At 39.0% G+C, this 26,149-nt stretch carries 30 protein-coding genes and 1 riboswitch; of the genes, 1 reads left to right on the top strand and 29 read right to left on the bottom strand.

The annotated features are described in order from the left end of the window. Window positions 1-54 precede the first annotated feature (54 nt). The 14 genes from CKV70_RS06085 to CKV70_RS06020 all read right to left on the bottom strand — a co-directional run bounded on the left by CKV70_RS06085 (window position 55) and on the right by CKV70_RS06020 (window position 12,328). On the bottom strand, window positions 55-765 hold the full coding sequence (locus CKV70_RS06085; protein WP_003732763.1) for a cobalt-factor II C(20)-methyltransferase: 711 nt from the start codon (window positions 763-765) through the stop codon (window positions 55-57). Continuing rightward, window positions 758-1,543: a sirohydrochlorin cobaltochelatase gene (locus tag CKV70_RS06080; protein WP_014600770.1), complete on the bottom strand. Its 786-nt coding sequence runs from the start codon at window positions 1,541-1,543 to the stop codon at window positions 758-760. Before CKV70_RS06080 ends, CKV70_RS06085 begins: the two co-directional genes overlap by 8 nt. Continuing rightward, window positions 1,540-3,021: a uroporphyrinogen-III C-methyltransferase gene (gene cobA / locus CKV70_RS06075; RefSeq protein ID WP_014600769.1), complete on the bottom strand. Its 1,482-nt coding sequence runs from the start codon at window positions 3,019-3,021 to the stop codon at window positions 1,540-1,542. Before cobA ends, CKV70_RS06080 begins: the two co-directional genes overlap by 4 nt. Beyond that, window positions 3,021-3,773: a precorrin-6A reductase gene (cobK, locus tag CKV70_RS06070; RefSeq protein ID WP_014600768.1), complete on the bottom strand. Its 753-nt coding sequence runs from the start codon at window positions 3,771-3,773 to the stop codon at window positions 3,021-3,023. The genes cobA and cobK overlap by 1 nt, the downstream gene beginning before the upstream one ends. Then, window positions 3,770-4,495: a precorrin-3B C(17)-methyltransferase gene (gene cobJ, locus CKV70_RS06065; protein ID WP_012951506.1), complete on the bottom strand. Its 726-nt coding sequence runs from the start codon at window positions 4,493-4,495 to the stop codon at window positions 3,770-3,772. The genes cobK and cobJ overlap by 4 nt, the downstream gene beginning before the upstream one ends. Beyond that, window positions 4,492-5,523 (bottom strand): cobalt-precorrin 5A hydrolase, encoded by a 1,032-nt coding sequence (gene cbiG / locus CKV70_RS06060; RefSeq protein ID WP_014600767.1) that lies wholly within the window; start codon window positions 5,521-5,523, stop codon window positions 4,492-4,494. The genes cobJ and cbiG overlap by 4 nt, the downstream gene beginning before the upstream one ends. Then, on the bottom strand, window positions 5,510-6,259 hold the full coding sequence (locus CKV70_RS06055) for a cobalt-precorrin-4 methyltransferase (protein WP_009924853.1): 750 nt from the start codon (window positions 6,257-6,259) through the stop codon (window positions 5,510-5,512). Before CKV70_RS06055 ends, cbiG begins: the two co-directional genes overlap by 14 nt. A gap of 5 nt (window positions 6,260-6,264) precedes the next feature. Then, window positions 6,265-6,834, bottom strand: coding sequence for a decarboxylating cobalt-precorrin-6B (C(15))-methyltransferase (locus CKV70_RS06050; protein ID WP_003721594.1), 570 nt, complete (start codon window positions 6,832-6,834; stop codon window positions 6,265-6,267). Further along, entirely contained in the window at window positions 6,824-7,420 is a 597-nt protein-coding gene (locus CKV70_RS06045; protein ID WP_003721593.1) for a cobalt-precorrin-7 (C(5))-methyltransferase, read from the bottom strand. Before CKV70_RS06045 ends, CKV70_RS06050 begins: the two co-directional genes overlap by 11 nt. Continuing rightward, window positions 7,417-8,538 (bottom strand): cobalt-precorrin-5B (C(1))-methyltransferase CbiD, encoded by a 1,122-nt coding sequence (cbiD, locus tag CKV70_RS06040; RefSeq protein WP_012951503.1) that lies wholly within the window; start codon window positions 8,536-8,538, stop codon window positions 7,417-7,419. The genes CKV70_RS06045 and cbiD overlap by 4 nt, the downstream gene beginning before the upstream one ends. Window positions 8,539-8,553: 15 nt before the next feature. Further along, entirely contained in the window at window positions 8,554-9,186 is a 633-nt protein-coding gene (locus CKV70_RS06035; RefSeq protein WP_003721591.1) for a cobalt-precorrin-8 methylmutase, read from the bottom strand. Window positions 9,187-9,198: 12 nt separating this feature from the next. Further along, on the bottom strand, window positions 9,199-10,146 hold the full coding sequence (gene cbiB, locus CKV70_RS06030; protein WP_014600765.1) for an adenosylcobinamide-phosphate synthase CbiB: 948 nt from the start codon (window positions 10,144-10,146) through the stop codon (window positions 9,199-9,201). Further along, on the bottom strand, window positions 10,143-11,501 hold the full coding sequence (locus CKV70_RS06025) for a cobyrinic acid a,c-diamide synthase CobB (protein WP_014600764.1): 1,359 nt from the start codon (window positions 11,499-11,501) through the stop codon (window positions 10,143-10,145). Before CKV70_RS06025 ends, cbiB begins: the two co-directional genes overlap by 4 nt. Before the next feature lie 161 nt (window positions 11,502-11,662). After that, a riboswitch (cobalamin riboswitch) is annotated at window positions 11,663-11,840 on the bottom strand. Further along, on the bottom strand, window positions 11,834-12,328 hold the full coding sequence (locus CKV70_RS06020) for an alpha-ribazole transporter (RefSeq protein ID WP_014600763.1): 495 nt from the start codon (window positions 12,326-12,328) through the stop codon (window positions 11,834-11,836). It overlaps the preceding riboswitch by 7 nt. Before the next feature lie 313 nt (window positions 12,329-12,641). Between CKV70_RS06020 and CKV70_RS06015 the strand changes: the two genes are divergently transcribed. Continuing rightward, a complete protein-coding gene (locus CKV70_RS06015; RefSeq protein WP_003732753.1) occupies window positions 12,642-13,193 on the top strand; it encodes an AraC family transcriptional regulator in 552 nt (183 codons plus the stop codon). Window positions 13,194-13,232: 39 nt separating this feature from the next. Here CKV70_RS06015 and CKV70_RS06010 read toward each other — a convergent pair whose 3' ends face one another. The 15 genes from CKV70_RS06010 to eutA form a co-directional block, all read right to left on the bottom strand. Then, window positions 13,233-14,684: a DUF6270 domain-containing protein gene (locus CKV70_RS06010; RefSeq protein ID WP_003721586.1), complete on the bottom strand. Its 1,452-nt coding sequence runs from the start codon at window positions 14,682-14,684 to the stop codon at window positions 13,233-13,235. Between the two features lie 209 nt (window positions 14,685-14,893). Further along, window positions 14,894-15,337, bottom strand: a complete 444-nt coding sequence (locus CKV70_RS06005; RefSeq protein WP_003721585.1) for a cupin domain-containing protein — start codon at window positions 15,335-15,337, stop codon at window positions 14,894-14,896. Next, the gene (gene eutH / locus CKV70_RS06000; RefSeq protein WP_003721584.1) at window positions 15,330-16,451 is read right to left on the bottom strand and encodes an ethanolamine utilization protein EutH; all 1,122 of its coding nucleotides are present in this window, start codon (window positions 16,449-16,451) and stop codon (window positions 15,330-15,332) included. Before eutH ends, CKV70_RS06005 begins: the two co-directional genes overlap by 8 nt. 15 nt (window positions 16,452-16,466) lie before the next feature. After that, a complete protein-coding gene (locus CKV70_RS05995) occupies window positions 16,467-17,012 on the bottom strand; it encodes an ethanolamine utilization microcompartment shell protein (RefSeq protein WP_003721583.1) in 546 nt (181 codons plus the stop codon). Further along, window positions 17,005-17,274 carry a EutN/CcmL family microcompartment protein gene (locus CKV70_RS05990; RefSeq protein WP_014600762.1) on the bottom strand — a complete coding sequence of 90 codons (270 nt, stop codon included), beginning with the start codon at window positions 17,272-17,274 and terminating at the stop codon, window positions 17,005-17,007. The genes CKV70_RS05995 and CKV70_RS05990 overlap by 8 nt, the downstream gene beginning before the upstream one ends. Window positions 17,275-17,288: 14 nt before the next feature. Beyond that, window positions 17,289-17,861 (bottom strand): TIGR02536 family ethanolamine utilization protein, encoded by a 573-nt coding sequence (locus CKV70_RS05985; protein WP_014930878.1) that lies wholly within the window; start codon window positions 17,859-17,861, stop codon window positions 17,289-17,291. After that, window positions 17,858-18,499 (bottom strand): ethanolamine utilization phosphate acetyltransferase EutD, encoded by a 642-nt coding sequence (eutD, locus tag CKV70_RS05980; RefSeq protein ID WP_003721580.1) that lies wholly within the window; start codon window positions 18,497-18,499, stop codon window positions 17,858-17,860. Before eutD ends, CKV70_RS05985 begins: the two co-directional genes overlap by 4 nt. Before the next feature lie 12 nt (window positions 18,500-18,511). Continuing rightward, complete coding sequence (locus tag CKV70_RS05975) at window positions 18,512-19,267, bottom strand: ethanolamine utilization cobalamin adenosyltransferase (protein ID WP_014600760.1); 756 nt, start codon at window positions 19,265-19,267, stop codon at window positions 18,512-18,514. A gap of 165 nt (window positions 19,268-19,432) precedes the next feature. Continuing rightward, a complete protein-coding gene (locus CKV70_RS05970; protein WP_003719393.1) occupies window positions 19,433-19,717 on the bottom strand; it encodes a BMC domain-containing protein in 285 nt (94 codons plus the stop codon). 31 nt (window positions 19,718-19,748) lie between these two features. Then, window positions 19,749-21,209 (bottom strand): acetaldehyde dehydrogenase (acetylating), encoded by a 1,461-nt coding sequence (locus CKV70_RS05965; RefSeq protein ID WP_003721578.1) that lies wholly within the window; start codon window positions 21,207-21,209, stop codon window positions 19,749-19,751. Next, complete coding sequence (locus CKV70_RS05960; RefSeq protein ID WP_009915074.1) at window positions 21,209-21,730, bottom strand: BMC domain-containing protein; 522 nt, start codon at window positions 21,728-21,730, stop codon at window positions 21,209-21,211. The genes CKV70_RS05965 and CKV70_RS05960 overlap by 1 nt, the downstream gene beginning before the upstream one ends. 14 nt (window positions 21,731-21,744) lie before the next feature. Next, window positions 21,745-22,398 (bottom strand): ethanolamine utilization microcompartment protein EutL, encoded by a 654-nt coding sequence (eutL, locus tag CKV70_RS05955; protein WP_014600759.1) that lies wholly within the window; start codon window positions 22,396-22,398, stop codon window positions 21,745-21,747. Window positions 22,399-22,420: 22 nt separating this feature from the next. Continuing rightward, window positions 22,421-23,302: an ethanolamine ammonia-lyase subunit EutC gene (gene eutC / locus CKV70_RS05950; protein WP_003732749.1), complete on the bottom strand. Its 882-nt coding sequence runs from the start codon at window positions 23,300-23,302 to the stop codon at window positions 22,421-22,423. 19 nt (window positions 23,303-23,321) lie between these two features. Then, on the bottom strand, window positions 23,322-24,686 hold the full coding sequence (locus CKV70_RS05945) for an ethanolamine ammonia-lyase subunit EutB (protein WP_003721574.1): 1,365 nt from the start codon (window positions 24,684-24,686) through the stop codon (window positions 23,322-23,324). A 41-nt stretch (window positions 24,687-24,727) separates the two neighbouring features. Beyond that, window positions 24,728-26,149 carry an ethanolamine ammonia-lyase reactivating factor EutA gene (eutA, locus tag CKV70_RS05940; RefSeq protein WP_014600758.1) on the bottom strand — a complete coding sequence of 474 codons (1,422 nt, stop codon included), beginning with the start codon at window positions 26,147-26,149 and terminating at the stop codon, window positions 24,728-24,730.

The raw sequence follows: 26,149 nt of genomic DNA, 5'->3' as shown, positions 1-26,149 counted from the left end.
AAGTAAAATAAATAACACCGATTAAAACAAATGGTAGAAACTTCCATAATTTTTTCATTTATATTGCTCCCTTCTTTTTTTCACGATAATCGTGGTAAAGTATGACATTTTTTCTTCTGGATTTATATCTCTCATGTTGTAAGTGATTTTTTCTGTCGCCATGGCAACATCGCTTACTACTACTGCTGCATCAAGTAAATTCAGTTTTTTTAGTAATGTCGTAAGAAGCGGTAAATTACTTGCTGCTTTCATTAAGACAACTGTGTCAAATAATGTGAGTGCTTGTTCGATTTTTTCAGCACCTGCTGTTACAGGAATGACAGCAAAACTTTCCTCATCCATTACGAGTGGTAATTCAATCTTGGAAGCAATATTCGAAAAGGACGAAATACCTGCGAGTGTCACTGTTTCAATGTCGCCTTTTAATAATTCCAATAAATAGCTATACGTACTGTAAACCATGGGGTCTCCAAGTGTAATGAACCCAACATCATGTCCATTTTGAACATCTGCTTTGATTTCTTCCGCGATTTCTTTCCATGCAAGCATTTTTTCTTCTTTGTTGTAACTCATTGGAAAATGGCGTTCTTTGATGATTAATGTATCTTTTAAATAAGGGCTGACGATTTTCTTAGCTAAACTTTCGCCGCCTTTTTTTGGTTGCGGTGTGTAGAGAATTGCTACATCCCCGAGTCTTTCTGCTGCTTCCATCGTGACTAACTTGCTATCTCCGGGACCTGTACCAATGCCGTAAAATTTAGCCACGTGTTTTCACCCTCTCTATTGCAGTGTGGATATGGTCGATAAATTGGGATTGGATAAGTGGATTTTCGCCTAGACCTTGCAAATGACATTCAGTTTGAATGCCGGCTTGTTCCAGTGTACTTTTCCAAGAATCTTCTTCATCAGAAGCCATATCATTCGTAGCATGATCTCCTGCTACAAGCATAAACGGCATTAGGTGTGCTTTTTTAATATCCGCTTGTTGTAAACGTTCAATTACTTGGTCAAGACCAGGATAACTTTCTACTGCACAAAGATAAATTGGCTCGTTTAACAGCATATGGTCAAGGCACGCATAAGCACTGAAAGCATGGTGTTTTGAACCATGACCCATGAGAATAAGCGCTTCTTGCTCTTTTAAAGGTGGCATTTGGTGGCGAATGGCTTCGATTGCTTTTTCGTAATCTTCCATCGAATCAAGTAACGGTTGGCTGACAATAATGGAATCGAAATCCGGCTTGAATTTTTCCACCTGAGCAGTGATTTTTTCAAATTCACCACCACTAATAATATGTAGCGACTGAATAATGACTTCTTTGTAGCCTAATTCTTTTAGTTGGTTTAATGCTTGGCTTGGTGTGTTAATATGCATATTGTCACGAGTTTTTAGTTTTTTGATGATTTTATTGGATGTGAATGCACGAAACACGTTGTAATCTGGAAATTCTTGGGCCACTTTTTTTTCACAGGCTTCAATCGTTTTTTCTCTTGTTTCAGGATAACTTGTGCCAAAACTAACGACTAAAATCGCTTTTTTCATTGTGGTACTCCTTCTAATTTTGTTTTTTGGATTAGTTCAATTAAGCTCTCTGGTGTGGCGCTTTCGGCTTCGATAAAATGGTTGATACCGAATGATGCTAACGTTGCGCTCGTGAACCTTCCAATGGAAAGAATTGTTTTCGTTTGTAAAATGGCTTTTTCTTCGGTTGTTAGTACGTCGAGTAAATTTTGAACGGAACGCGAACTTGAGAAACAAACTTGTTCAAAGCTTGCAAGGTCAAATGGTCGTTCTGTCACAGGACGCATATCATATAACGGCATCATTTCCATCGCTTCCACTTCTGCTAAAATTGCGTTAACTTCCGCCGTATCAACTATGCTTCCGATAATTAAGTTGCTCGCATTTTCCTGTAACCGTGGTAAATGCTCCAAAATTAATTCCGTGCTCCGTCTTTTAATAAAACTATCTGGAATAATTCCTTTTTCACTAAAAGCTTCTTTCGTTTGCTTGCCAATAGCAGTAAGATGGGTGTTTTTTAGAGAACGAATATCTAAATCAAGCTGGGCTAAATAATCAAAAAATCGTTCTACCGCTTCTTTGGATGTGAAAAGAAGTCCGCTTACTTCGCTTAGTTCTTCTTTTGTTTTCGTTGGCACAACATCTAATACTTGAATATTTGGATACATAGTTACTTCTCCGCCCAAATCGCGAATTTGTTCCGCGAGCATACTTTTTCCAGCTCGTGCTCTTGGAAGTAATACTTTGGTATGAAAAAGTGGCATTTCCTCAAAAAAGTTCAGTTGTGGTCGTAAGCTAACTACATCGCCAACAACGATAAGTGCTGGAGAGGAAATACCCGACTCAGCTACTTTTTGTTCGATGGTTTGCAAATTTCCAGTTACTGTTAATTGTTTGCCTCGAGTTGCCCATTGTACAATTGCAACACCAGTTTCTGGCTTTTGACCGTGTTCTAATAAATTCGCACAGATATTAGGTAAATTAGTCATCCCCATTAAGAAAACAAGTGTACCTTCCAGTCTAGCAAGTGCTTCCCAATCTAGTGGATCGCGCCCTTTCTTCAAATGTCCGGTAATGACATGAAAACTTGAAGCAAAATCACGATGTGTTACAGGGATTCCAGCATAGGCGAGCCCACCAATAGCTGAAGTGATTCCAGGGATAACTTCAAACGGAATTCCTGCTTTATGGAGTGTCTCTCCTTCTTCGCCACCTCGTCCAAATACATAAGGATCACCTGCTTTTAAACGGACGACAAGCTCATTCGTTGCCGCTTCTCTTACAAGAATTCGTTCGATTTCATCTTGTGGAATTGGATGATGAAGTGGTTCTTTTCCAACATAAATTAGTTTACAACTAGCTTTTCGTTCTTGGAGCATCGCTGGTTCGACGAGGCGATCGTAAACAATAACATCTGCCTTTTGTAGTGCAGCTAAACCTTTCACTGTCAGTAGTTGCGCATCCCCAGGCCCTGCACCAATTAACATAACTTTTCCCATTAGTAGACCTCCAATTGACTTAAAATTTCAGGTAGTTCGGTTAAATGATTTATTTCGATTGGATAATTTAATTTTTTACGGCGAATCACGATAACTGGAATATTTAATTCTGCGGCAGCTGTAAGTTTTTCTTGAAAACCACCTTGTTTTCCACTCTCTTTAGTTATTAATACATCCGCCCCAGTCATTTCTAGTTGTGTTCGGTTTGCATCTTTGGTGAACGGTCCTTTCATACCAATGATTTGGTCGGCAACGAGGCCCAGTTCTTCGGCTGAACGAATTACATCAGACACTGGTAAAATACGTGCGATGATATGTCGACTTTTTAAACCATCTACAAATTCCGGTAAATTTTTGCTACCTGTTGTAAGAAAGATTCGTTTCCCAAGTTTCATTGCAACTGCACAAGCTTCCTCGATATCTGCTACTAAATAAGTATTATCTGTTTGTTCACTAGTGCGTTCAAAACGAATATAAGGAATGTCCGCTTCTTCGCAAGCCTCCATCGCTGTTTCAGAAACAATAGTCGCAAACGGATGAGTCGCATCAATCACGAGATGAACATTTTCAGTATTCCATTTTAGGAGCATTTCTTCTTTCGATAATCGGCCGCAAAATACGTTTTCGGCATGCTGTTTCGCTAAAGTTTCTCCGTAATCAGTTGCGACAGAAAGGATAAATGCTTGCTTCGTTTCCGTTAGCCAGTCGCTAATGAGCAAGCTATCCGAAGTTCCCCCAAGCACGAAAATCATAGTGAGTAACCTCGTGGTGTAATCATTTTGCCATTTTTCACGTATGTTTCTTTGTTTCCTACAATCACCATCGTTGTCATATCCACTAATTCATAATCAATACCCTGCATCGTTGTAATAATTTTTCGTTCTTCTTTTCGACCGACGTCTTTTACAATACCAACAACTGTGTCCCCCGATTTATGCTCCATCATCTTTTGAAAAGCGTTTGCCAAATGATTGGCTCGGCCTTTGCTTCTTGGATTGTAAAAACAGACCACAAAATCAGCCATTGCAGCATGGGTTAAACGTTTTTCAATTACTTCCCACGGTGTCATTAAGTCACTTAAACTAATATGACAAAAATCGTGCATGATTGGCGCACCGAGAACCGCTGCCGCTCCAATACTTGCGGTGATTCCTGGAATCACTTTGACTTCTAAATCTGGATTACTTTTTTCTGCGAGTTCTAAAACTAAACCGGCCATACCGTAAATCCCAGCATCTCCACTTGAAACAACTGCTACTTTTTTCCCCGTTAAAGCAATGTCGACGGCTTCTTGGCAACGATCGATTTCGCGGCGCATGCCTGTTTTCACTACTTCTTTATCTTTGATTAGCTCTTTGATGAGTTTGATATACGTTACATAACCAACAATCACCTCCGCGTCTTCTATTGCTTGCAGTGCTTCACCAGTCATTAATCGTTTATCTCCTGGGCCAATTCCGATTACATAAATCATTTTGCCACCTCACTATTTTTAGTTAATTTCCCTGCTGCGAAAGTCACGCCATTTTCAGCAAATCGTCTTGTAACAACGTTTCCGTTACTACCAATATCTGCTGATGATAGGGCGACATTCCCCACTTGAACAGTTTTTTGAACAAAAGCGGATGTTGGATATTTTCCAGCAACCGTTTGTAATTCTTCTGCTGGATGGACAATAAATGGAACACGCCATTTCTCCGCTAAATGAAGAATTGCCGGTTCTTCTCCTTTTAAAGTAATGCTATGAATCTCACGGAATGCCCGCGGGTGTATGTTTTCTTGTTCACAAAAATGTGTAAATGCTGCATCTATCGTTTCTGCTGAAATGCCTTTTCTGCAACCGACCCCGAGGATAAATTGCTTAGGTACCAGCTGGATGCGTTCTAAAGTTGTCATTGGTAGTTTATATTTAGTTGAAATGTAAATTTGCGGGCTAATTTCTTCCGTTGTAAAACCGCGCGTATCTATTTCTAGTGGCTCGTCTATATGTAATCCAACTTCTTTTCCTGCTGCGAGCAACCCATTGATACGTTTTATCGTCGTTTTAAAATCTGGTAAATAACCATTTAATTGTTTGGCGATATTATCAATGGCAGCTACATTTGCCCGGTCAGTTGCGGTTGTAATAACTGCCGCACCACCTGTTATCGTAGCAATCCGTTCGGTTAGTTCATTTGCTCCACCAACATGTCCTGAGAGCAAGCTGATAATAAACTTGCCATGTTCATCCATGACAAGTACCGCTGGATCTGACAGCTTATCTTCTATCACTGGAGCAAGTGTCCGAACCGCAATTCCAGTCGCCATAATACAAATCAACGCTTGATATTTCGTGAAAATTTCGCGCATCGCTGTTCCAAAATCTGGCGTTAAAGAATTCGTTTGCTCAGTGCAATGCTTTTCTGGTACAAAAATCGTAGCTGCTACCGTTTTTGTTAACGTTATTGCTAAATCACGACCACGTTCCGTGACAGCAATAATTGCCAGTTTATCTGTACTCATGTTTGAAATCCTTGTCGTATAGCTTAGAATAATAAAACTCTTCTCCGAGGAAATCACCGACCATAATAAGCGCCGTTTTCGTAATTCCAGCTTCTGTCACTTTTTCTGCGATATCTTCTAACGTGCCGGTTACTTTCTTTTCTTCCGCCCAAGTCGCTTTGTAAATAACTGCTGCTGGTGTTTCAGGTTTATAGCCACCTTTGATTAATTCTGAAACAACTTTTCTAATACCTTGAACAGACAAGAAAATTACCATTGAAGTTTGGTGTGCCGCGTATGAACGAAGCGATTCGCGTGATGGTACTGGAGTTCTGCCAGCCATTCGGGTAATAATTACACTTTGACTTACTTCAGGAACTGTATACTCAACCCCAAAACTGCTTGCCGCACCAAGGAATGAACTCACACCTGGTGTACAAGTGAAGGGAATCGAACGCTTTTTCATTTCCTCGACTTGTTCACGAATGGAACCATAAATAGAAAAGTCCCCTGTTTGCAAACGAACCACTTCTTTACCAGCAGTCACACCTGCTTCCATACAGTCAATAATTTCGATTAAATTCATGCTCGCACTATTATGGATTTCGCAGCTGGCTTTACAATACTCTAGCAACTCTGGATTGACGAGTGATCCCGCATAAATAACGACATCTGCCTCTTTTAATAATTGATATCCTTTTAATGTGATTAACTCTTTATCTCCTGGTCCTGCTCCGACGAAATGTACTTCTGCCATTTTCTTCACTCCTCTAGTTTTTTGCAGCCGATAATCACGGTTGGATTTTGTGGTTCAAAATAATGACCCGCTCCAAGTTTATGCCAACTCGAAACTTGGATTTGTTTCATTGTCAATTCGCTCACTGTTAATTTTTCTAAATGATTCATTGCAGTTAAAGCATTTTCAAGCAAAATAAAATTAAGTACTAAACGACCTCCCGGAATCAAATGTGCTAAAGACCAGTCAATAATATCGGTTAAATTCCCACCACTTCCACCAATGAAAATAGCATCGAATGTTTCTTTTTCAGGCAATTCGATTGGAGCGTATGCTTCGATGACTGCTATATTTTCCAGACCAAATTTCGCTTGATTTTGTTTGATTAAATCCACTGCATCTGGGTTTCGCTCAATCGCAGTAACATGGATTTTGGGAAAATTGCACGCCACTTGAAGGCCAACGCTTCCAGTTCCAGCACCAACATCCAGTAATTTTTTTGACTTCTCATCTAAGCTAAGTAAATCAATACTCACCGCTCGCACTTCTGCTTTTGTCATTGGTACTTTACCGCGAATAAATACTTCATCTTTCATCTACAATCACCACTACATTCATATCGTATTTTTTTGCTACTTCCTCTGGTTTCAGTCTATGAATCCGTTCTTCTTTTGAACTTAAATTTTCTCCAACAAAAAGGATTTTTTTTAAGTCACGTTGTAAAATTTCAGCGGCTATTTCATATGGGCCAATAATCGTGTCTGTCACCATCGCAACTTTTTCGTGTTGCAAAAGGAAGTCGAAGTTTGGCATTTTACCATGGCTACTCGTAATAAAACAATTATTCATTGGTAATTTAATTTGGTGAAACATCATTTGAATCGCACTAATTCCAGGAATAATCCGAATATCTTCCGAAAAATTTGCCATAGCCCAGTTACCAATTCCATATAGTAATGGATCTCCAGAAGCTAAAATCACCACATTTTTACTTTGATGCGGGATGTTTTTCAAATCTGCTAGTTTTTTGGGTAAAAGCATTGGCACAGCATTAGTCAGTTCTGCTATCTCTTGTAGTTGTCTTGTTGACCCGTAAACTATGTCAGCTGAGTTTAAAGCTTGTCTTGCTTCGTTTATTAGCAAATTTGTATCTCCTGGTCCAATCCCAACTACTGTAATCATCGCCATTCCTCCCGGAGTACATCGATATCTTTCGTTGCAGCAAGTAAACCACGCTCGGTCGAAAAAGTAACCACATCAATTTCCACACTAGGTTTCGTGAATTTCAAAAACCGCTCTGATCTCGCTTTAATTTTTTGTGCAATTACTTCATATACTTGTGTAAAACCTGCTTCTTCAATTAATTCGCCTGCTGCTTCTGTCGTATTGCACTTCTCCACTGCTTGTAAAAGCGATAGCGGCGCACCGAGCAATGCTAAATTAGCAACTAAAATTTCCGCCCGCGCATCTGCATCTTTACTGTACGTCGTAAAAATACCTGCTGAAACCTTCACCAATTTGCCAAAATGGCCAACCATTAGCACTTTTTTGAAAGCTAGACGCTGTGTTTCTTTTAGCATATAACCAACGAAATTACTCATGGAAACAATATTTCCACTTGAAAAACCAAGTGTATTTTGAACAAAATCATCCCCGTAATTACCAGGAACAAGAATAATTTGGTCAAGTCCTTGATTACGCTTCATTTCAAGTTCCATCGATAATGATTTTTTCCAGCCTTCATCCGACATAGGGGTAACAATGCCCGTCGTTCCTAAAATAGAAATTCCACCGATAATCCCTAAGTTGCTATTCATGGTTCGTTTCGCGCGCTCTTCTCCTTCTGGTGCATAGACTAATATCTTTGCACCACGATTTTCGCCAAGTGATTCGCGTACGGTTGCTAAAATATTTTTCCGCGGTGCCGGATTAATCGCCGCTTCTCCCACTGCCACAGAAATTCCTTTTTGCGTAGCGCGACCGATACCAACACCACCATCTAATACGACTTCCGCGTTGTCGGTTAAATCTACATCTACAAAAATCCACATTCCGTGTGTCGCATCAATATCATCGCCACCATCTTTTTGAACCGCTGCTGTGGCTTTGTCTTTCGAAAACTTTTGATACGCCACGGGGATTTCCAGAATCGTTCCGCCAGTAGTTGTGACTTGTACCGCGCTCACTTCTTCTTGGGTTAGAATCATTTCCACACAAGCTTTAGCCGCAGCTGCCGCACACGTACCAGTTGTATAGCCTTTGCGGTATTTTTTTCCGTTATAATAAATAAAATCTTCCATTACTCGTCGCCTTCTTTACATCGTAATCAAGATTGCATTAATGATCGCTGCAGCAAGATTACTACCGCCTTTTCTACCGCGTGCGACAATGGCTGGGATATCTGTTTCCAAAATCTCTTCCTTACATTCAGCCGCTCCGACAAAACCAACCGGTACTGCAACAACCGCATCCGCTTGCAATTGACCACTTTCTACCATTTCGATAATTTTATATACAGCAGTTGGCGCATTTCCGAGGACAAATAGTTTCGGTCCATCTTTTAAAGAAGCGAGTTTAATTCCAGCCATAGAGCGTGTAATCCCATGCTGTTTGGCAATCTCCATCGTCTCTGGATCACTCACATAACAATGATATTTACACCCAAGTTCATCTAAAAGTCGTTTATTAATTCCACTAAGCGCCATATTTGTATCCGTAAAAATAGTTCCTTTATTTTGAAGAACATGAATGATTTTTGCAATAGCGTCTTGTTGAAAAACGAGGCTATCCAAGTAATCAAAATCTGCCGTCGTATGTATTGCACGTTTGATTATCGCTTCCTCTAACTTGTTTTGAAATGTGTAATCTGGACGAATATCATCAATAATTTGTTGAATAATTTCAAAGCTTTTCTCCTCAATTTTGGCTGGATTCTTAATATAGTTCATCTTGCCACTCCTTTAAAATAATAGTAGATAAATACTTGCAAACATAATAAAAGCGATCGTTGAAGCCATGTATAGCAAATGAATCGTTTGGCTAATTTCTTTTTCTGAAACGGGTTTAGTTCCACTTCCAATGGTTGGTTTAACGACTGTTTCGCCGAAGTACTCATGCGTTCCACCAAGCGTGATCCCAAGCGCGCCTGCTACTGCACCTTCAGGATAAGCACAATTAGGACTCGTATGATTTTTTCTATCACGGAGACCTACTCGCCAAGATGCACGTCCGTTATACCTTAAAATAAAACTCGCAATGACTAAGAAAAGCCAAGACAATCTGGCTGGAATAAAATTGACAACATCATCCATTTTCGCGGAAACAAAACCAATTGCACGATATTTTTCATATTTATAACCGACCATCGAATCCAGTGTATTAACCGCTTTATACATCAAAGCAAGCACCGGCCCACCAATGAATAAGTAAAAAAGTGGTGCGATAACGCCATCCGCTGTATTTTCCGCCACTGTCTCTATCGTTGCTTTACTGATTTGTTCTGCTGTTAACTTATCTGTATCCCGACCAACAATCATTCCTACTTGCACTCTTGCAGCTGCCAAATTCCCGTCCGCCAATGTCCGCTGAATTTTCCGAGCCTCTTTCGCAAGGCAAGTCATCGCAAGCGTCGTATAGCCTAAGTAAACAAAAACAGCTACGTAAAGCCAGTAAGCAATTTTGGCACTAAGAAATAGAATGAACCAGGATACAACTCCGGTCATACCAACCGTGAAAACAAATAGCAATCCCCCGGCAAAATACAGTGATTTACCATGAAAGATTTTTCGTAAAATAGTAGTCAACCACTTAATCAAGTTACCGATTGCTTTAATAGGATGCGGCCAGCTATATGGGTCACCTAATAAGCAATCTAAAATGAATGATGACGTATAAAATAACAATATCATCGCTCTATCGCTCCAAACATATGCGTTATTATCGATAGATTTTGATAGAAATGGATATGCAGGTAACTAGCGAACGTATTACCTTTTTGATAACCGCCGTGCCATTCTTTGACAATTTCGCCATCCCGCTTTTTCGTTAATTTCATACGTGTTGGTTCGTTCGTTTCAAAAACAGAATGATGAAATTCATGACCGCGAATAGCTGTCCCTTTTTTACCAAGTAGTGTGTCTTCTAAAGGTTCCGCGATACAGTAGCCAAACTTCCGAAGCCGCGTTGTCATCTTACTAACCCCATCAAAAACCCCTACCATTTCATAGGATTCAGCTTCCATTTCTAAACTCGAACCAAGATACATCAATCCGCCACACTCGGCATATATTGGCTTGCCTTGTTCATGCGCCGCCAAAATCGATTCGCGCATTGACTTGTTCTTCGCTAGCTGTTCCGCAAAAACCTCCGGAAATCCACCACCGATATAAATAAAATCAGCGTCCGGAACTTCCCTTTCTTCTAGCGGACTAAACGGAATCAGTGTGGCTCCAGTTGAACGAATCAAATCCAAGTTATCTTGATAGTAAAAATGAAATGCGGCGTCGAGGGCATAAGCAACGCGCATTCCCGAAAAGTCCGGTACTTGTATTTCTGGTGGGTGTACGGTCAATTTCGCGCCAGTCTTACTAATCGCCAACAACCTATCTAAATCAACATGTTCCGCAATTAAATCACCAAGTAACTCCCATTTCGTTTCTAATTCCGTCATTTCCTCTTTTGGCACTAGTCCGAGATGACGTTCTGGAAGTGCCACCGCCGCATTTTTCGGCAAATACCCTAAAACAGGTACATCCGTATAACGTTCAATCGCCCCTTTTATCAATGAAAAATGGTTTTCTGAAGCAACTCGATTAATAATCACCCCAGCAATGGTTAATTCCGGATCAAAACGATTAAATCCATCCACAATTGCCGCCGCAGAAGTGGATATTGCTTTACCATCCACGACTAAAATTACAGGCGTTTTCGTGCATTTAGCAATAAAAGATGTACTCGAATTATCACGATCAATACCAAGCCCATCAAACAGCCCCATTACACCTTCAATCACCGAAATATCAGCTGATTGCCCGTGTTTTTCAAAAAGAGCAGCGAGCATAGCATCATCATCAATTAGAAAGCTGTCTAAATTAATGGATGCAACGCCTGTTATCGCTTGATGATAATTTGTATCAATATAATCAGGACCTACTTTAAATGGTTGAACACGCAAGCCTCTTTTTTTAAGTGCATGCATAATGCCAAGCGTGACAGTCGTTTTACCAGTCCCACTTGATGCAGCCGCAATTAAGATTTTGTTCATCTTTTTTCACCTTTCACTTTAGCCATAAAAAAAGACGCCAAACAGAACTTTGGCGTCTTTTTGAGATTTACGCAAATAAGCTATTTCCTTGTAGCACAAAGAAACTTTCCCATCGTGAAAATCTACTTAATCAAGACAACTCGCTCCCTTAGAAGTTGTTTTTGGATATCGAATATAAAAGCGGTCTCCTGACTTAACATCATCCTACTCACCAGTCTTCCCGGAATTGCTTCCAGTGACATATGTTTGGTTTTCGTCCGTATTACAGTAGCTAGGGCCTGTAGAGGATTTTCACCTCTTTCCCGGATTAATATATTCACCTATTTAGTTGTTTAGTACCCGGCAATTCGTCTTTTCCAGCGTTCTGGCAATACTTGGTAAACGACTTCTGCAACAAAAATATTGCAAACCGAACCAATAGCAAGCACTGGGAATAAAACAAACACCGCTTGATGCATTAATGGGTAAAGTGCAAGTAATGATAATGGACAATTAAAAACAAAAGCAACAATACTAGAAACACTAATCGCAAGTAGTTGATTCTTTTCTGCTAGTTTTTGGCGTGTAAATCCATAAGCGATCATTGTTACGCCCATCATTCCAGCGACAATCAAATGAATTGGTAGTGTGAGCGGAAAACCCGCTAGTAAAGCTGATGTTAAATGACCGAAAATCCCAAGCACTGCACCGTACATCGGACCAAGCAGCAATGTTCCAATAAAAGCTGGAGCTGCGTCAAATGCAACAGAACCCATTAATTTTATGTTCGCGCCAATTACACACATCGCAATCAACATCGCACATAAGACTAATTTTTGAATTTTCAATTGAAAAGATCACCCTCTCATGAAAGCGTTATTTCCATTTCATTATATCCCTGTTAAACCACTGGTACAAGGTCACTTAGAGCACTGAAAACAAAATAGTGCAAGCTTTTAAAATCCCTTTTTTTCTGTTTTATATGGCAAAAATAGCCACCAGTGTGAACTTTTTCTCAATTTCTATTTTTGAGATTTAAAAAATGACAATATTTTGTTATAAAAAAGAATTTATTGTTCTATTTAAAATGCAGGATTAAACGTTATTTAAAGCGATTTTATGGTATAATTAGTGCAGAAATAAAATAGGGAGGGAAGAACTTTGGAGAAAGAAAAAGTTGTAAATATTCAACCTTTGATGGATAGTCAAGTAGAGAGTCAATTTACCCAACAAATTCAAGAAGATTTCAACAAAAAAAATCCAGATCACTCTGCCCTACTTCATTCACTCGAAACAGTTGAAGTGCTTGATGTTTTAAGCGATTATTACACAGCACATGAAAAACAAAAACAACCACCAAAGGAAACTACTTCTCCTAGTAAAAGTAACGGCGAACATAAAGAAATTAAACAAGCCATACGTTATATTAAGAAAAACATTCATCGTTCGATTACTTTAGAAGAAGTAGCTAATCACGTCTATTTAAGCCCTTTCTATTTAAGTAAACTGTTTAAAAATGAGTTGAATATCAACTTTATTAATTACGTTAATGAACAAAAAATGCTTTATGCAAAAGAGCAACTAGAAAAAAGCGACTGGGCTGTTCATACAATTGCCAAAAACTTAGGCTTCTCACGTGCTAGCTATTTTTGTAAAGTTTTCAAAAAAGAATTTAAAATGACCCCAAAAGAATATCGTGATTCACTCAAATAAAAAACGATTTCAGCTGTGAGAGCCGAAATCGTTTTTTGTTTATGCTTTTGTTAATTTTAATCTTCGTACCACTTTGTTTTTAAAGTTACGTATAGCAACTATAATCGAAAAGTTTGCTTCATCAAAATGATATTTACGCCATTTTAAGTTTGTTCTTTTTTCCACGTTTACAAGTCGAACATATTCTTCAAAGGCATTGTCATTTTGAGTATTTTTTGTTAACAATTGTTTTAGGCTATCATGATTTTTCTTAGAAACTGTTAGAAACCAACCATTTTTCTTTGTAGGATGATCCTGAAGTTTCTTAACCTGTTCTGCAGTAATATAATATTCTCCAGCCTCTGTAATTTCAGAAATAGAAGTCACATCAGGTATTGTGAGTGTTCGAAAGCCACTATTTACCATGTTCCATTTAGAACTCTCTTTTCCATCAGTAATTCGGACAAAAATTTGAATGGAAAAAGCTGCTGTTGATTTTCTCAGCTCTTGCATATACCCATTTTTCCCATTTCGCGGATAAACAATGAAAAAATAACCTGCATTATCTGTTGTCGGTCGATCCTCCATTTGTAAGTAAGTAGCATTTGTTAAATAATATACTCCTACTTCATCCATATCAGATAATTTGGTCACACCTAATGGAATTTGTTTCGCAAGGCCTCCAGGTGCAAAACTAGCTAATTTTGTTGGTGCATGAAAATGATTTTCAACTATATTCCATAAATCTTTAAACTTTTTTTTATAATAATAGGGATTGTAATGCATATAACAGGTTCCCCATGGATTATTTTCTGCACCAAAGTATTCTTCGGAATTAAAGTCCAATGACTGTAAATCAAAATTATTCATAGCATAACGCTCAAAGTAATCTATGCACTCATCAATTTTAGCTAATGTCTCAGCAGTATGGTGATCTTTTGTTTTTCTACGTTCTATCATGCTTTCCATTTGGTTATCTAAAGAATAATACATTCGTGCAACCTCTAACCTATTAATGATAATTTGGGTATTAGGGCAATTTTCTTTCATAAATTGCATAAAACGGTTAAAACTCTGTATCCAACGTTTTCTAAACTCAGTCGTATTTTCTAACGGCGAAAAAACTTTCCTTGCTTCCATTTTATTAAAAATATCCAATTTCTTATAGCGGACGATTCGATTAGTGATAATCCCCCCATCAGTGAGTTCAATAAAACCATTGAATGTATCCACATGAAAATCTAACACTAAATATTCTGGTTGAGTTGTTTTTAAAGTTTCTAAAAAAGATTTTAATACGTCTTGTTTAAATACACTTTTTTCAAAGTTACTTAACTCTCCCTGCAGTTCTTCTCCTAGTTCGATATCAATTGGCTTTGACATTAGTGAAACAATACTGCAATGCTGTTGATATGACACTAATTGAAAATGATTTTTCCAATCACTAACAAATGCTTTATTGAACAAATCCCTTGTTGCACAACAACCATAAGTAGCTATTTTAGTAAGCATCCTTTTTTATCTCCAATCAATACCCCTGATCTTGTAAGCGGATTCTTCGCTGAGCCTCAGTAGTTTAGTTTAATAATAAAGCTCCTAGCGTTTCTAATTATAAATCATTGGAAATTAATTAGCAATATGCCAAATGCATAGTTTTTTAAATAAAAAAGTTAGAATATCGTTCGACATAAAATCGAAGCGACATTCTAACTTTTTCACAATTATGACTGCCAATCAGCCGGATAAGTAACATAAATAAATCTTGCTTCACCAGTTACGGAAAACTTGATTTGGCTACCTTTAGGAATGAAAATAATTTCTCCTGGTCCTGCTGAAACAGTTCGGCCATCAATGACAACATCTAGTCTGCCTTCAATAACATAGTCTACTTCATCATAATCCAAGAACCAATCGAATGTTGTATCTTTCATTTCCATTAGACCAAAACCTAGACGTTTACTTTCTTCTAGTGTTACTAAATCTTTTGTATAAACAACATCGCTAGGATTTCCTGTATCTAGTCGATCTTCCTCTGAAACTTTCACTACGGGAAGTTTCACCGATAAAATACCACTTGGATCAACATGTTTGGAACTTTGACCCATTTTTTCTAGGACAACTTGTTTTACTAGCTGCTCAATTAATTCTTTACTAATATCAGCCATTATCTTTCACCGCCGTTTGTTCTTTTGCTTTATTTTTCTTCATCATTCGGTTAGCCATATAGATACCGACAGCTACGGCAGTTACTCCTCCGACAAGTTTTCCGACAATCATTGGGAAAATCATATCTTGGGCAACCCCAGCTGTAAATCCTAGATGATCACCTAAAACAAAGGCCGCAGATACTGCAAAAGCAACGTTAATAATTTTACCGCGTTCGTCCATATCTTTTAGCATTTGGAACATTGGGATACTATTTGCAAGTGTAGCAACCATACCAGCTGCCGCAACTTCATTCATACCTAGCAATTTACCCATTTTCATAAGTGGCTTGTTGAAAACTTTCGTAATGACGAAGACCAAACAGAATGCCCCAGCCAGAACTAGTGCGATTCCACCTACGATTTCAATACCTTCACCAATTGGCGCAATTCCTGGAATAATAGTTAAACCAGTAAGTTGTTGAATAGCTCCAGCAACTAGCCCAATAGTAGCAACGATTACTACCCCTTTTCCAAAAATAGTGAAGCCTTTAATCATGCCTTCTGGTTTGAACCAAAGGCCTAACATAATAAGGGCAGCTACAAGAATAATTGGTACTAAGTTTTTGAAAATCATGATTGGAGAGAATCCAGCTACAAGTCCACCGATTAAACAACCAATTGGAATCGTAATAATACCAGATAATACACCCGTTGCTAAATATTTGTGATCTTCTTTTTTAATAATTCCTAGTGCTACTGGAATTGTGAAAACGATTGTTGGTCCCATCATGGATCCTAAAATGGCTCCTGCAAAAAGACCAGCATCAGGGGTTAGCGCAAGTTCTTGAGCTAGCGCAAAACCACCCATGTCATTCGCAAGTAACGTTGTTGCAAACATTGCCGGGTCAGCCCCAAGTGCCGTATAAATTGGTACAACAATCGGGCTTAAAATTTTTGCTAAGACTGGTGCTAATGTAATGATACCGACCATTGCTAAAGTTAGCGAACCCATTGCCATAATACCTTCTTCAAATTGTGCACCTAAGCCAAATTTGTTGCCGATAATTTTGTCAATGGCTCCTAGAATCATAAAGATTACCATTAAATAAATAATAATTTCATTAATGCTCAAAAGTGTTCCTCCATTCTATAGATAGCGTTTTAAAAGTTCATCAGGAGAAGGAATGACCGTATGATGTATCACCTTTTTTGGTTCGGCGGTTTCAATTAGAATCCGCATCCCTTCTTGAATAGCACTAACTTCCCCTGTAAAAACAGCCACAAATTTCCCACCAATCGAAGCACCGAGTGTCATTCGTTTTAAATGAATAGCTGATTTTTTCAGCGCTTCATTGACCGCATTTAGCCCAGCACCCAACTGACTGATTTCGATAATTCCTACTGCGTCAACTTCCACTTTAGGGTGTTTATTGTTTAGAAAAGCAAGTAATTCTTCGTGCGCCATATGCAAAATATAAGAAGAAACATGAAATTTTCCAGCTTCTTCTTTTGCATCCTGCATTGCACTAGTAAGTTCACCGGAAGCACCTTGCAAAATAATCAAAAATTTACCAGGACATGTAGGACGAAAAGTAAATAAAGTTACATTGCCTGCTTTCAAGAAAACATCGGCCATTTCGTAACCTTTACTTATACTCCTGAGTTCAAGAATACCTAAGGACTGTTCAGCCATAACGTTCTACCGAGTCGATAATGCCAACGATACATGCGTCCACTGGGATTCTGTTGTCCCCAGTAGATGCTCGTGCTGCGCTACCAGTTGTAACGAGCACAAGATCGCCGTTTCCTGCTCCGGCATTATCAGCTGCCACTATGGAATGTCTTACATCTTCCGTTTCATCGGTACAAATCTCTACTAGTAGTAGTTTTAAACCATTCAGTTTTTCGTCTTTTCTTGTTGCCCATAAACTCCCGGTAACTTTTCCAATTTGCATGCCGCTCTTCCTTCCTAACTTTCTTTAATGCTTATTCGGTTTTCCTGTAAATAATCTTTTGCAAGTGGTGTTAAGAAACTTCCTTTAGGCAAAATGAATTCGCTTTTGTTCTTAGTCAGTTTTTCAACATCCTGTTCGGTGATAACTTTGCTTTCTTTCGTGTCTTTTACCGGACTTTCGATAAATTCGACACCAAATCGGCTCAGTTTCTCCTCATATTCTTGAAAAAGTTGTCTGATACCATATTTAGCGGAACGTTTGTAAGCATGCGCTTTGATGCCACTCTTCATAATCCAAGTAGGCCGCCCTGCTAAAAGATGGTCTGTAATAAATTGTTCTTTTTTATTCATCGGTGCAAACAAACTGATTCGAGCTAATTCAGCGATGTCCAATTCTTCCAGTAATAAAATGTCACAAGCACGTTCAGAACGATCATAAAGCGAAACTTGATATTCTTTTAGATAACACTGTCTGAGAGTGTGTTCTGAATCTTGTCCCATGATAATCATTTTTTTCTCTGGAAGTTGTAATCGTCTCATGACTTCCTCGGTGACAGCTTTTATGAGTGCGTCTAGTTCCATACTCATTTAGCCTTTGTTTTCTTGATTATTTGACCTCGAATTCCCTTTTTAAAACCACATGCGTTGGCTTCGTCATAATCAATGTGCATATATGTAGCAAAATCAGGGCTAATCCGAACAACAACATCATCAAAAATTAGTGGTCTATCACCGTTAATTTTCACTTGAACAATTTCACTTTGGGATACTTGTTGTTTTTCTGCATCAGCAGGCGTCATATGAATATGGCGTTTTGCAACAATAAGTCCTTCTGATAATTGAACGCTGTTTTTTGCGGATAAAAGTAAAATTCCTGGTGTTCCAGCTATGTCTCCACTTTCGCGAACTGGTGCTTTAATTCCAAGCGCCGTACCATCTGTGGAACTGATTTCTACTTGTGTTTTCTTACGGATTGGTCCAAGGATTACTACGTTATGAATAACGCTTTTTGGTCCAACGATACTAATTCTTTCTTTACAAACATATTGACCCGGTTGAGATAGGTCACGGAAATGAGTAAGTTCATACCCAGGACCAAATAGTGCATCGACTGTTTCACGATCTAAATGGACGTGACGGCCAGATGCTTCTACTTCTACGCCAGTTTCAAGTAATGCGCGGCGAGTGACTTCTTCAATAAGGCTTGTTATTAACTCATTATTCATGAATAAGCCTCCTTACTTTTTATATTCATTAGTTCTCACGCGGAACATCAGTATCCAGAATAAACTCGATAATCGGTTAAGCGCTTGAATAATGTCTGGTCGTTTAATGGAATAATCTGCTTCCTTAAAAGCTAAGAAGGCAGCTAATTCTGTTTCACGGACCATCGTTCTTATTTTGTTTAAACGAATGACAGCATTACCCATCGTATAATCAGGCATAAAGTGTGTCATTTGGTAATATTTTTTCGGATTATGACTACGTTCTCGCAGTTCTTTTTCATCCATTCCAAGCAAATTCACTGATTCGATTTGCTCGTTTAAAACTTCCGCTCGTACAATATTTCTTACAAAGGTGAGGATTTCTTGTAAATCTTCCGCAAGATCTTTAAACTCAGCTGCAACGGAACATTGGGTTTCCAGAATTTCAGCTTCCAGTGTATCTAATTTTCCGCGGAAAGCGATTTGTGGATGGTCTTTAAATACAAGCAGATTACCACGCAAATGCGTCATATGTTCTGGCTTCTCATCTAATGCTCCACCATAAATCGTTTGGAATTTTGCTCGAGTAGTTTCTGTTTTCACTGGCTCCACTACTACTTTTGTTTCTGCAATTTCATCATTATAATGAAGGTCAATTTTCTTTTCAGACAAGAAACTCTTAGCTGAAGGTGTGATAATTGTGCCTTTTTTTATATCAAGTTTTTTCGTTGTTTTTAAATCGGTGTGTAAATAGGCTTTTCGTAACTCATCTTCTGTCAAAATAGCCAAAGAACCACATCCTTTTGTCCCATTTACAATTGGTGTTAGTAATGTTGGGAAGCTTTGTATTGCTTAAATCTGGTAAAAAGCGAAAGTTTCGGGCAATTTTCGAGTCTGATGGAACCCTTTTGCCTTACGCTCACGCTTTTTCCTGATTTATGTTAAAAATTCGTCTTATTCAGCGCTTTTTGGTAGAATTGCGTCTACTTCGCTGTGTGGACGTGGGATTACGTGTACAGATAGTAATTCACCAACGCGTTCCGCTGCTGCTGCGCCTGCATCTGTTGCTGCTTTAACTGCGCCAACATCGCCGCGAACCATAACTGTTACTAGACCGCCACCAACTTGTTCTTTACCCATAAGTGTTACGTTAGCTGCTTTCACCATTGCGTCTGCTGCTTCTACTGCTCCTACTAAACCTTTAGTTTCGATCATACCTAATGCGTTTGCGTTTGCCATTTTAAAATTCCTCCAATTAGTGTTTTATTTTTTATTTTAATTCTGCTAAAACTTTTTCTACTAAACTTTGGATCAGTGCGTCTGCATCAACCGGAAGTTCAGATGTTGCTTGGTTTTCTTCTTTACGAATATCTTCTAACTCTAAAACTCCTGTAGCGATGCGGCGAATGTTGAAAAGATTTTCAGGTCCGATATTATCAGATGATGAACTTCCTCCAACTGCCCCACAACCAAGTGTTAAAGCAGGTACAAGATTTGTTGTTGCGCCAATTCCGCCAAGCGCTCCTGGTGTATTAACTAAAAGACGGGAAACTGGTTTTTTCAGTGCGAATTCGCGGATGATTTCTTTATCTTCAGAGTGGATGATTAAAGTATGTCCAGCTCCTTCATGATAAAGAATATCCATGCTAAGTTCGCAAGCTTCTTGCCAAGTTTCTGCTGTATAGAAAGCCAAGATTGGAGCTAATTTTTCTCTTGAATAAGGGATTTTAGCACCAACTTTTGTTTCTTCAGCGATAAGTACTCTTGCGTCAGCTGGAACTGTTAGACCAGCAAGGTTAGCGATATGTTGCACGCTTTTACCTACGATTGCTGGATTCATTGAACCATTTGGACGTAAGATGAATTTACCAAGTTGAACAGCTTCTGCATCTGATAAGAAGTGTGCTCCTTGTTTTCTAAATTCAGCAATGACAGCTTCTTTATTCACACGTTCAACAACGACAGATTGCTCAGATGCGCAAATTGTTCCGTTATCGAATGTTTTGGAATCAAGAATATGTTTCACTGCGCGAGGAATGTTGGCACTGCGTTCGATAAATGCTGGGCCATTACCTGGGCCAACTCCAATTGCTGGAGTACCAGATGAATAAGCCGCTTTTACCATTGCAGAACCACCTGTTGCAAGGATAACTGCTGTATCTTTGTGTTTCATCAGTTGATCTGTTCCTTGGATTGTTGGAACAGTCATACAGCTGATAGCGCCTTTTGGACACCCAGCTTTTTCTGCAGCTTCACTAATAATTCTTACTGTTTCAAGAATTGCTTTTAGTGCGTTTGGATGTGGAGAAAATACGATACTATTTCCGGCTTTAATGGAAATAAGTGTTTTGTAAATAACAGTGGATGTAGGGTTTGTAGAAGGAATTAAACCTGCTACTACGCCAAGTGGAACTGCAACCTCCATTACTTTCTTTTCGTTATCTTCTTTTAACATACCAATGGTTTTCATATCTTTGATGTAATTGTAGACGTGCTTGGAAGCGAAGACGTTTTTGATTACTTTGTCTTGCCAAATTCCGAAACCAGTTTCTTCATGTGCCATTTTTGCGAGTTTTTCACGAGCACCATAACCGGCATCAGCAATCGCTTTTACAATTGTATCAATTTGTTGTTGGCTCATTGCAGCAAGTTCTTTTTGTGCTTTGTTAGCTGATTCAATGAGGTTACGAACTTCTTGGATTGAGCGTAAATCTTTATCTTCTAGTGCCACTAGTTTTCACTCCTTCCATAAATATCTTTTAGTGCGTGAACAAGTTTATCCTTGTTCGCATATTTAATCTTGCTTTTTGGGATAGGCACATTATCTAATGTGTAAGCAAGTTTCCTTAGATCAATAACTTTCATTGCGCGAAGTTTTTTCTCTGTATTGTTCGTGTTTGTGTTCACTTCTACTACTTTTTGAATAACTTCTTTTGGTTCTTCTTGTTTGATTTCTTTTGGTTGTGGTTTAGCCTCTTCTTGAGGAACAAAAAGTGCTTTCGTATCTTCGCTCATTCTAGCAATAACATGGCTTGATACTAAACAACCTAAGTCTTCAGTTGCCGCTTTTCCTGCTTCGATAGCTGCATTTACTGCACCTACATCACCAGTTAATTCAACTGTTGTTAATCCACCGCTAATGACTTCACATTGAATGAGTTCGACATTCGCTGCTTTTAAACATGTATCGGCAGCAACAACGGCACCAAGAAAGCCAGTGACTTCAATTAAACCAAGCGCTTCATTTGGCATTTTTTAGCACCACCTTAATATTGAAGTGGATTTTCAGCCACATTTTCTACTGCCATTTTGAACGCATCACAAGCTGCTTTACATGCAGATTGGCTACCAGTCAAAAGTGCTCCGCCGAAGTTTGTTTCGGACGGTGGGCCATAGAAAGCTCCGATTGTTACGTCTGCTGCTTTAAGCGCTGCGTCTAAAGCATACATCGCTTCAAGTGGAGGGGCGATTAAGTAAGCAATCGCTTCACCTTCTGCAACATTCGCTTCTTTTGAAAGGAATGTACCAGTTCTTGAAACACAGTGTGCGAAGTAAGGTACGCTATCATCTTCGTTTGCACTAATAAAGCTAGCGCCATTTTCGATGAAATCTACTGCTACAGCAAGACCACTTTTTACTTCTGCAGGGCTTGGTCCGGCAATAATACCGATAACTTCACCAGCGAATTTTGTGGAAGCATTCCCAGCACCAGCATACATACTTTTCGCATAAACAACATCTACTTCTGCTGCTTTTGTTGCTTCGTCAAGCGCTGTATAAGTTACATCATCACAATCAGATGTAATAATACCAAGGCTTCTTTGATGCGGTTTTAAGTCTAATTGTTTAAATAGACCATTGTCTACGTTAGATACAACTTTGACACTTAAAACGGATGCAGGTAATTTATCATTTTTCATCAAGATTCCTCCTCTAACTAGCTTATTTTAAGTCAATACCAGAACATTTTTTCTCAAGCATATTGTGAATTAATTCAGCAATATATGCGCCTGCTTCAACCGGTGGAGTTCCGCCGCTATGAATGTTAGAAATAACTGTACGACGAGCTTCTGGCATACCAACTGTTGGTTTGTAAGCAATGTATGCACTCATGGATTCAGCTGTTACTAGACCTGGACGTTCACCTACAAGTAAGCAAACTACGTCAGCACCAGTGATTTCACCGATTTTGTCCATAGAAGGTACACGACAATGTTTAACGAAAATAATGTTATCAAAATCTAAATTATACATTTTCAAACCTTGTTTAATGGATGGTAAGATATCTTTGATGTTAGCTTCAATCGCCGCTGAGCTAAGTCCATCACCAACAACGATTTGTAGTTTGGCGTTTTTCGTCGTATTCGCACGAATTACTTCCACCATTTCATCATCAAATTCACGACCTAAGTCTGGGCGAGTTAAGTATTCATCTTTATCTTGGCATTTAGTGTTAACTGGGATGAAGTTCATTTCTTTCACTAAATCCTCAGAAACGTAAGAGAAAACGGAATCTTGTGCTACTGCATGGTCCGCACGGAAACGAAGAATTGTTTCTGTTTTGTAACGTGGACCAGCACGCCATAAACCAAGTCGAGCCGGTGTCATTTGTTTCATTTTCAAATAACCTTCACGATCAGCTGGTTCTGGTACTAGTAATTGTTTTTTGATATCTACTTCAGTAATATCCGGGATGCTACCTTCTGTTACAACTGTTTCAACTACAGATTTAGTTGGCACAGCTGCTACTGTATCGGTTGTTTTACCACCGGACATTTCTGTTAAAATGCCTTCAATCATTTGTTTTAATTCTTGTTCGTTCATCGCTTAGTTCCTCCCTTCCTTATTTTAGGAAAATAGATGCATCTCCAGCACGGCTAGTTAATTTACCATTTTCGCTGAATCCCATTTTTTCCATCCACTGATCAAATTCTTTGATTGGTTTTAGGCCAAATAATTCACGTAAAGTGGCTGTTTCGTGGTAACCAGTTGTTTGGTAGTTAAGCATAACGTCATCACCATGAGGAATACCCATGATAAAGTTACATCCTGCTGCAGTTAGAAGTACTGACAAGTTTTCTACGTCATTTTGATCGGCTTTCATATGGTTTGTGTAACATACGTCACAGCCCATGGAAATACCAGTTAATTTACCCATGAAGTGATCTTCAAGACCGGCGCGAATTACTTGTTTGGAATCATATAGATACTCAGGCCCAATAAATCCAACTACTGTATTTACTAGGAATGGATCAAATTTCTTCGCGAATCCATAACAACGAGCTTCCATTGTTACTTGGTCTACGCCGAAATGAGCGTCAGAAGAAAGTTCAGAACCTTGTCCTGTTTCAAAGTACATTACGTTTGGTCCAGTCGCAGCACCACTTTGAAGGGCTAATTGTCTAGCTTCTTCAATAGTTGCTCCGTCAAAACCGAAAGCTGTATTACCTTTTTCAGAACCTGCGATAGATTGGAATACAAGACCAGTTGGAGCGCCGCGACGCATTGCTTCCATTTGAGTCTTCACGTGTGCAAGTACACAAGTTTGTGTTGGCACATCCCATTTGCTGCGGAATTCTTCAAATTTATTAAGTAAACGAACAACGCTATCAGTAGAATCATCTACCGGGTTAAGTCCGATTACCGCATCCCCAATCCCGTAAGTTAATCCTTCCATTAAGGAAGCAAGGATACCATCAGGATCATCAGTTGGATGGTTTGGTTGTAGTCTAGCGGAGAAAGTTCCAGGAAGACCGATTGTTGTATTCGCATGTGCGATTACACGGATTTTTTTCGCGCCATAAATTAAATCTAGATTGGACATTAATTTTGTAACAGCAGCAATAATTTCTGATGTTAGGCCGCGTGCAACACGTTTAATGTCAGCATCTGTTGTTTTATGGTCTAAAATCCATTCCCGTAATTCTTCCACTGTCCAGTTTTTGATGGAATCATGGATACGGTCATTTACTTGGTCTTGAATAATACGTGTTACCTCATCTGTTTCATATGGGACAACCGGATTATTACGTAAATCTCCAAGCGTCATTTTAGAAAGCACCACTTTTGCAGCTACACGTTCTTCTGCAGATTCAGCAGCAACTCCGGCTAAACGGTCGCCCGATTTTTCTTCGTTTGCTTTTGCCAACACATCAGTGATGGATTTGAACTGGTATGTATGGCCGAATAAATTCGTTTTTAAAATCATTCGATAAATCCTCCTCTCAAAATTAAAGCTATTTATGTGGATCAGTTAAAGACTAAGGTTTTTACTACTACTGGTAGCACTTTCCCGTCAGCAACTGGTTTTCCTATATCAATGTAATCACCATTATCAACTTTGACACTATCCAAACAAATTAGTGGATAGCCGGCTGGTAAATGCCCGAAAATGCTTTGTCCGAGGGCTTTTGCCATGTCGTGCCAAGTAATGATAATTAGCGGATGACCAAGTGCGATTGGTTCTTTCATTCCTTCGCAAATGGCTTTCGCATATTCTGTTACTTGCTGGAAACTTGGGCTATTTTCGCCTTCAATTGCAAGTGCAATATGTTCCATTTCATTCTCTATTTTGAACCAGCTAAGTTTTTCCTTGATGACTTCTGCCATATTTTCATCTTCTTCTTGTTTGGCAAGTTTCAAAATTGGAATGTTTTTTACTGGGAAAATTTTCTCGGTGTAAGTAATCGTACTACCGCTAATTTCAGCTGTGTGTGAACCGGCTCCGACCACTGTTGCCCGTATGGTTTCGACAGATTCGATATACTTTTTTTCAGTCATTAAACTAGATTCTGCAATCGCTTTTCCTAGCAATAACCCAATATCTCCATATCTAAAAGGATCACTTAGCGCACCAGTTGAAATACAGTCTGCAACGCCTCCGGAAAAAGAGATACATTCAATCTCCGTTAAGAATTTCAATCCTTTATTCGTAATGATTGTTTCATAAAAATCATTTTGCGCCCCGAGGCCAACACTATTCTTAAGTAGCTCAACCATTTCACCTAAAACGGGTTGCAAGTTTTCTGGTGAAGTTGTTTCACCAAGTTTAACCGGATAACCTCGTTTTTCTATTAAAGCTTGAATTTTTGGAGCAATATAGGTGATTTTTCTTGTTTCACGGTCTACTTTAATTAACCGACCACCAATATCTAAGCAAGCAGTATCAATGAGTTCCCCGCGATCAAACAGGGATAAGTTCGTGGTTCCGCCGCCAATATCCAAATTCACAACAGAGGTATTATTTTCTTTGGCATAGGTATGGGCACCTGCTCCTTTTCCAGCAATGATGCTTTCTAAGTCAGGTCCTGCTGTTGCTACAACAAAATCCCCAGCAAAACCACTCATTGCATCTAATACATTGCTGGCGTTATCTTTACGAGCTGTTTCACCCGTGATAATAACTGCTCCCATGCCAATTTCTTCTTTTTTAATTCCTGCATTGGCATATTCTTTCGTTACAAAATCACGAATCGCCTCCACGTCAATCAAATTATCAGCAAGAATCGGTGTGAACAGAATCTCACTTCTAAAAATAATCCGCTTATCTGAAATGACAATACGCGGCACGGTGAAACTTGATGCCATATTTTGAATTTCTAACTCGGATAAAATGAGTTGTGTTGTCGACGTACCAAGGTCAATCCCTACACTTAAAATTGTTTCCGTCAA

Source organism: Listeria monocytogenes, assembly GCF_900187225.1.
GTDB classification, from domain to species: Bacteria; Bacillota; Bacilli; order Lactobacillales; family Listeriaceae; genus Listeria; species Listeria monocytogenes.
The sequence above is the reverse complement of the archived record's forward strand: the minus strand, read 5'-3'. Positions and strand labels throughout refer to the sequence as shown.

Coding starts and splice junctions, on each gene's coding strand:
- CKV70_RS06080 (WP_014600770.1), bottom strand. CDS start 1,543: ATGAAAAAAGCGATTTTAGTCGTTAGTTTTGGCACAAGTTATCCTGAA.
- cobA (WP_014600769.1), bottom strand. CDS start 3,021: ATGGGAAAAGTTATGTTAATTGGTGCAGGGCCTGGGGATGCGCAACTA.
- cobK (WP_014600768.1), bottom strand. CDS start 3,773: ATGATTTTCGTGCTTGGGGGAACTTCGGATAGCTTGCTCATTAGCGAC.
- cobJ (WP_012951506.1), bottom strand. CDS start 4,495: ATGATTTATGTAATCGGAATTGGCCCAGGAGATAAACGATTAATGACT.
- cbiG (WP_014600767.1), bottom strand. CDS start 5,523: ATGAGTACAGATAAACTGGCAATTATTGCTGTCACGGAACGTGGTCGT.
- CKV70_RS06055 (WP_009924853.1), bottom strand. CDS start 6,259: ATGGCAGAAGTACATTTCGTCGGAGCAGGACCAGGAGATAAAGAGTTA.
- CKV70_RS06050 (WP_003721594.1), bottom strand. CDS start 6,834: ATGAAAGATGAAGTATTTATTCGCGGTAAAGTACCAATGACAAAAGCA.
- CKV70_RS06045 (WP_003721593.1), bottom strand. CDS start 7,420: ATGATTACAGTAGTTGGGATTGGACCAGGAGATACAAATTTGCTAATA.
- cbiD (WP_012951503.1), bottom strand. CDS start 8,538: ATGGAAGATTTTATTTATTATAACGGAAAAAAATACCGCAAAGGCTAT.
- CKV70_RS06035 (WP_003721591.1), bottom strand. CDS start 9,186: ATGAACTATATTAAGAATCCAGCCAAAATTGAGGAGAAAAGCTTTGAA.
- cbiB (WP_014600765.1), bottom strand. CDS start 10,146: ATGATATTGTTATTTTATACGTCATCATTCATTTTAGATTGCTTATTA.
- CKV70_RS06025 (WP_014600764.1), bottom strand. CDS start 11,501: ATGAACAAAATCTTAATTGCGGCTGCATCAAGTGGGACTGGTAAAACG.
- CKV70_RS06010 (WP_003721586.1), bottom strand. CDS start 14,684: ATGCTTACTAAAATAGCTACTTATGGTTGTTGTGCAACAAGGGATTTG.
- CKV70_RS06005 (WP_003721585.1), bottom strand. CDS start 15,337: ATGGCTGATATTAGTAAAGAATTAATTGAGCAGCTAGTAAAACAAGTT.
- CKV70_RS05995 (WP_003721583.1), bottom strand. CDS start 17,012: ATGGCTGAACAGTCCTTAGGTATTCTTGAACTCAGGAGTATAAGTAAA.
- CKV70_RS05990 (WP_014600762.1), bottom strand. CDS start 17,274: ATGCAAATTGGAAAAGTTACCGGGAGTTTATGGGCAACAAGAAAAGAC.
- CKV70_RS05985 (WP_014930878.1), bottom strand. CDS start 17,861: ATGAGTATGGAACTAGACGCACTCATAAAAGCTGTCACCGAGGAAGTC.
- eutD (WP_003721580.1), bottom strand. CDS start 18,499: ATGAATAATGAGTTAATAACAAGCCTTATTGAAGAAGTCACTCGCCGC.
- CKV70_RS05970 (WP_003719393.1), bottom strand. CDS start 19,717: ATGGCAAACGCAAACGCATTAGGTATGATCGAAACTAAAGGTTTAGTA.
- CKV70_RS05960 (WP_009915074.1), bottom strand. CDS start 21,730: ATGCCAAATGAAGCGCTTGGTTTAATTGAAGTCACTGGCTTTCTTGGT.
- eutL (WP_014600759.1), bottom strand. CDS start 22,398: ATGAAAAATGATAAATTACCTGCATCCGTTTTAAGTGTCAAAGTTGTA.
- eutC (WP_003732749.1), bottom strand. CDS start 23,302: ATGAACGAACAAGAATTAAAACAAATGATTGAAGGCATTTTAACAGAA.
- CKV70_RS05945 (WP_003721574.1), bottom strand. CDS start 24,686: ATGATTTTAAAAACGAATTTATTCGGCCATACATACCAGTTCAAATCC.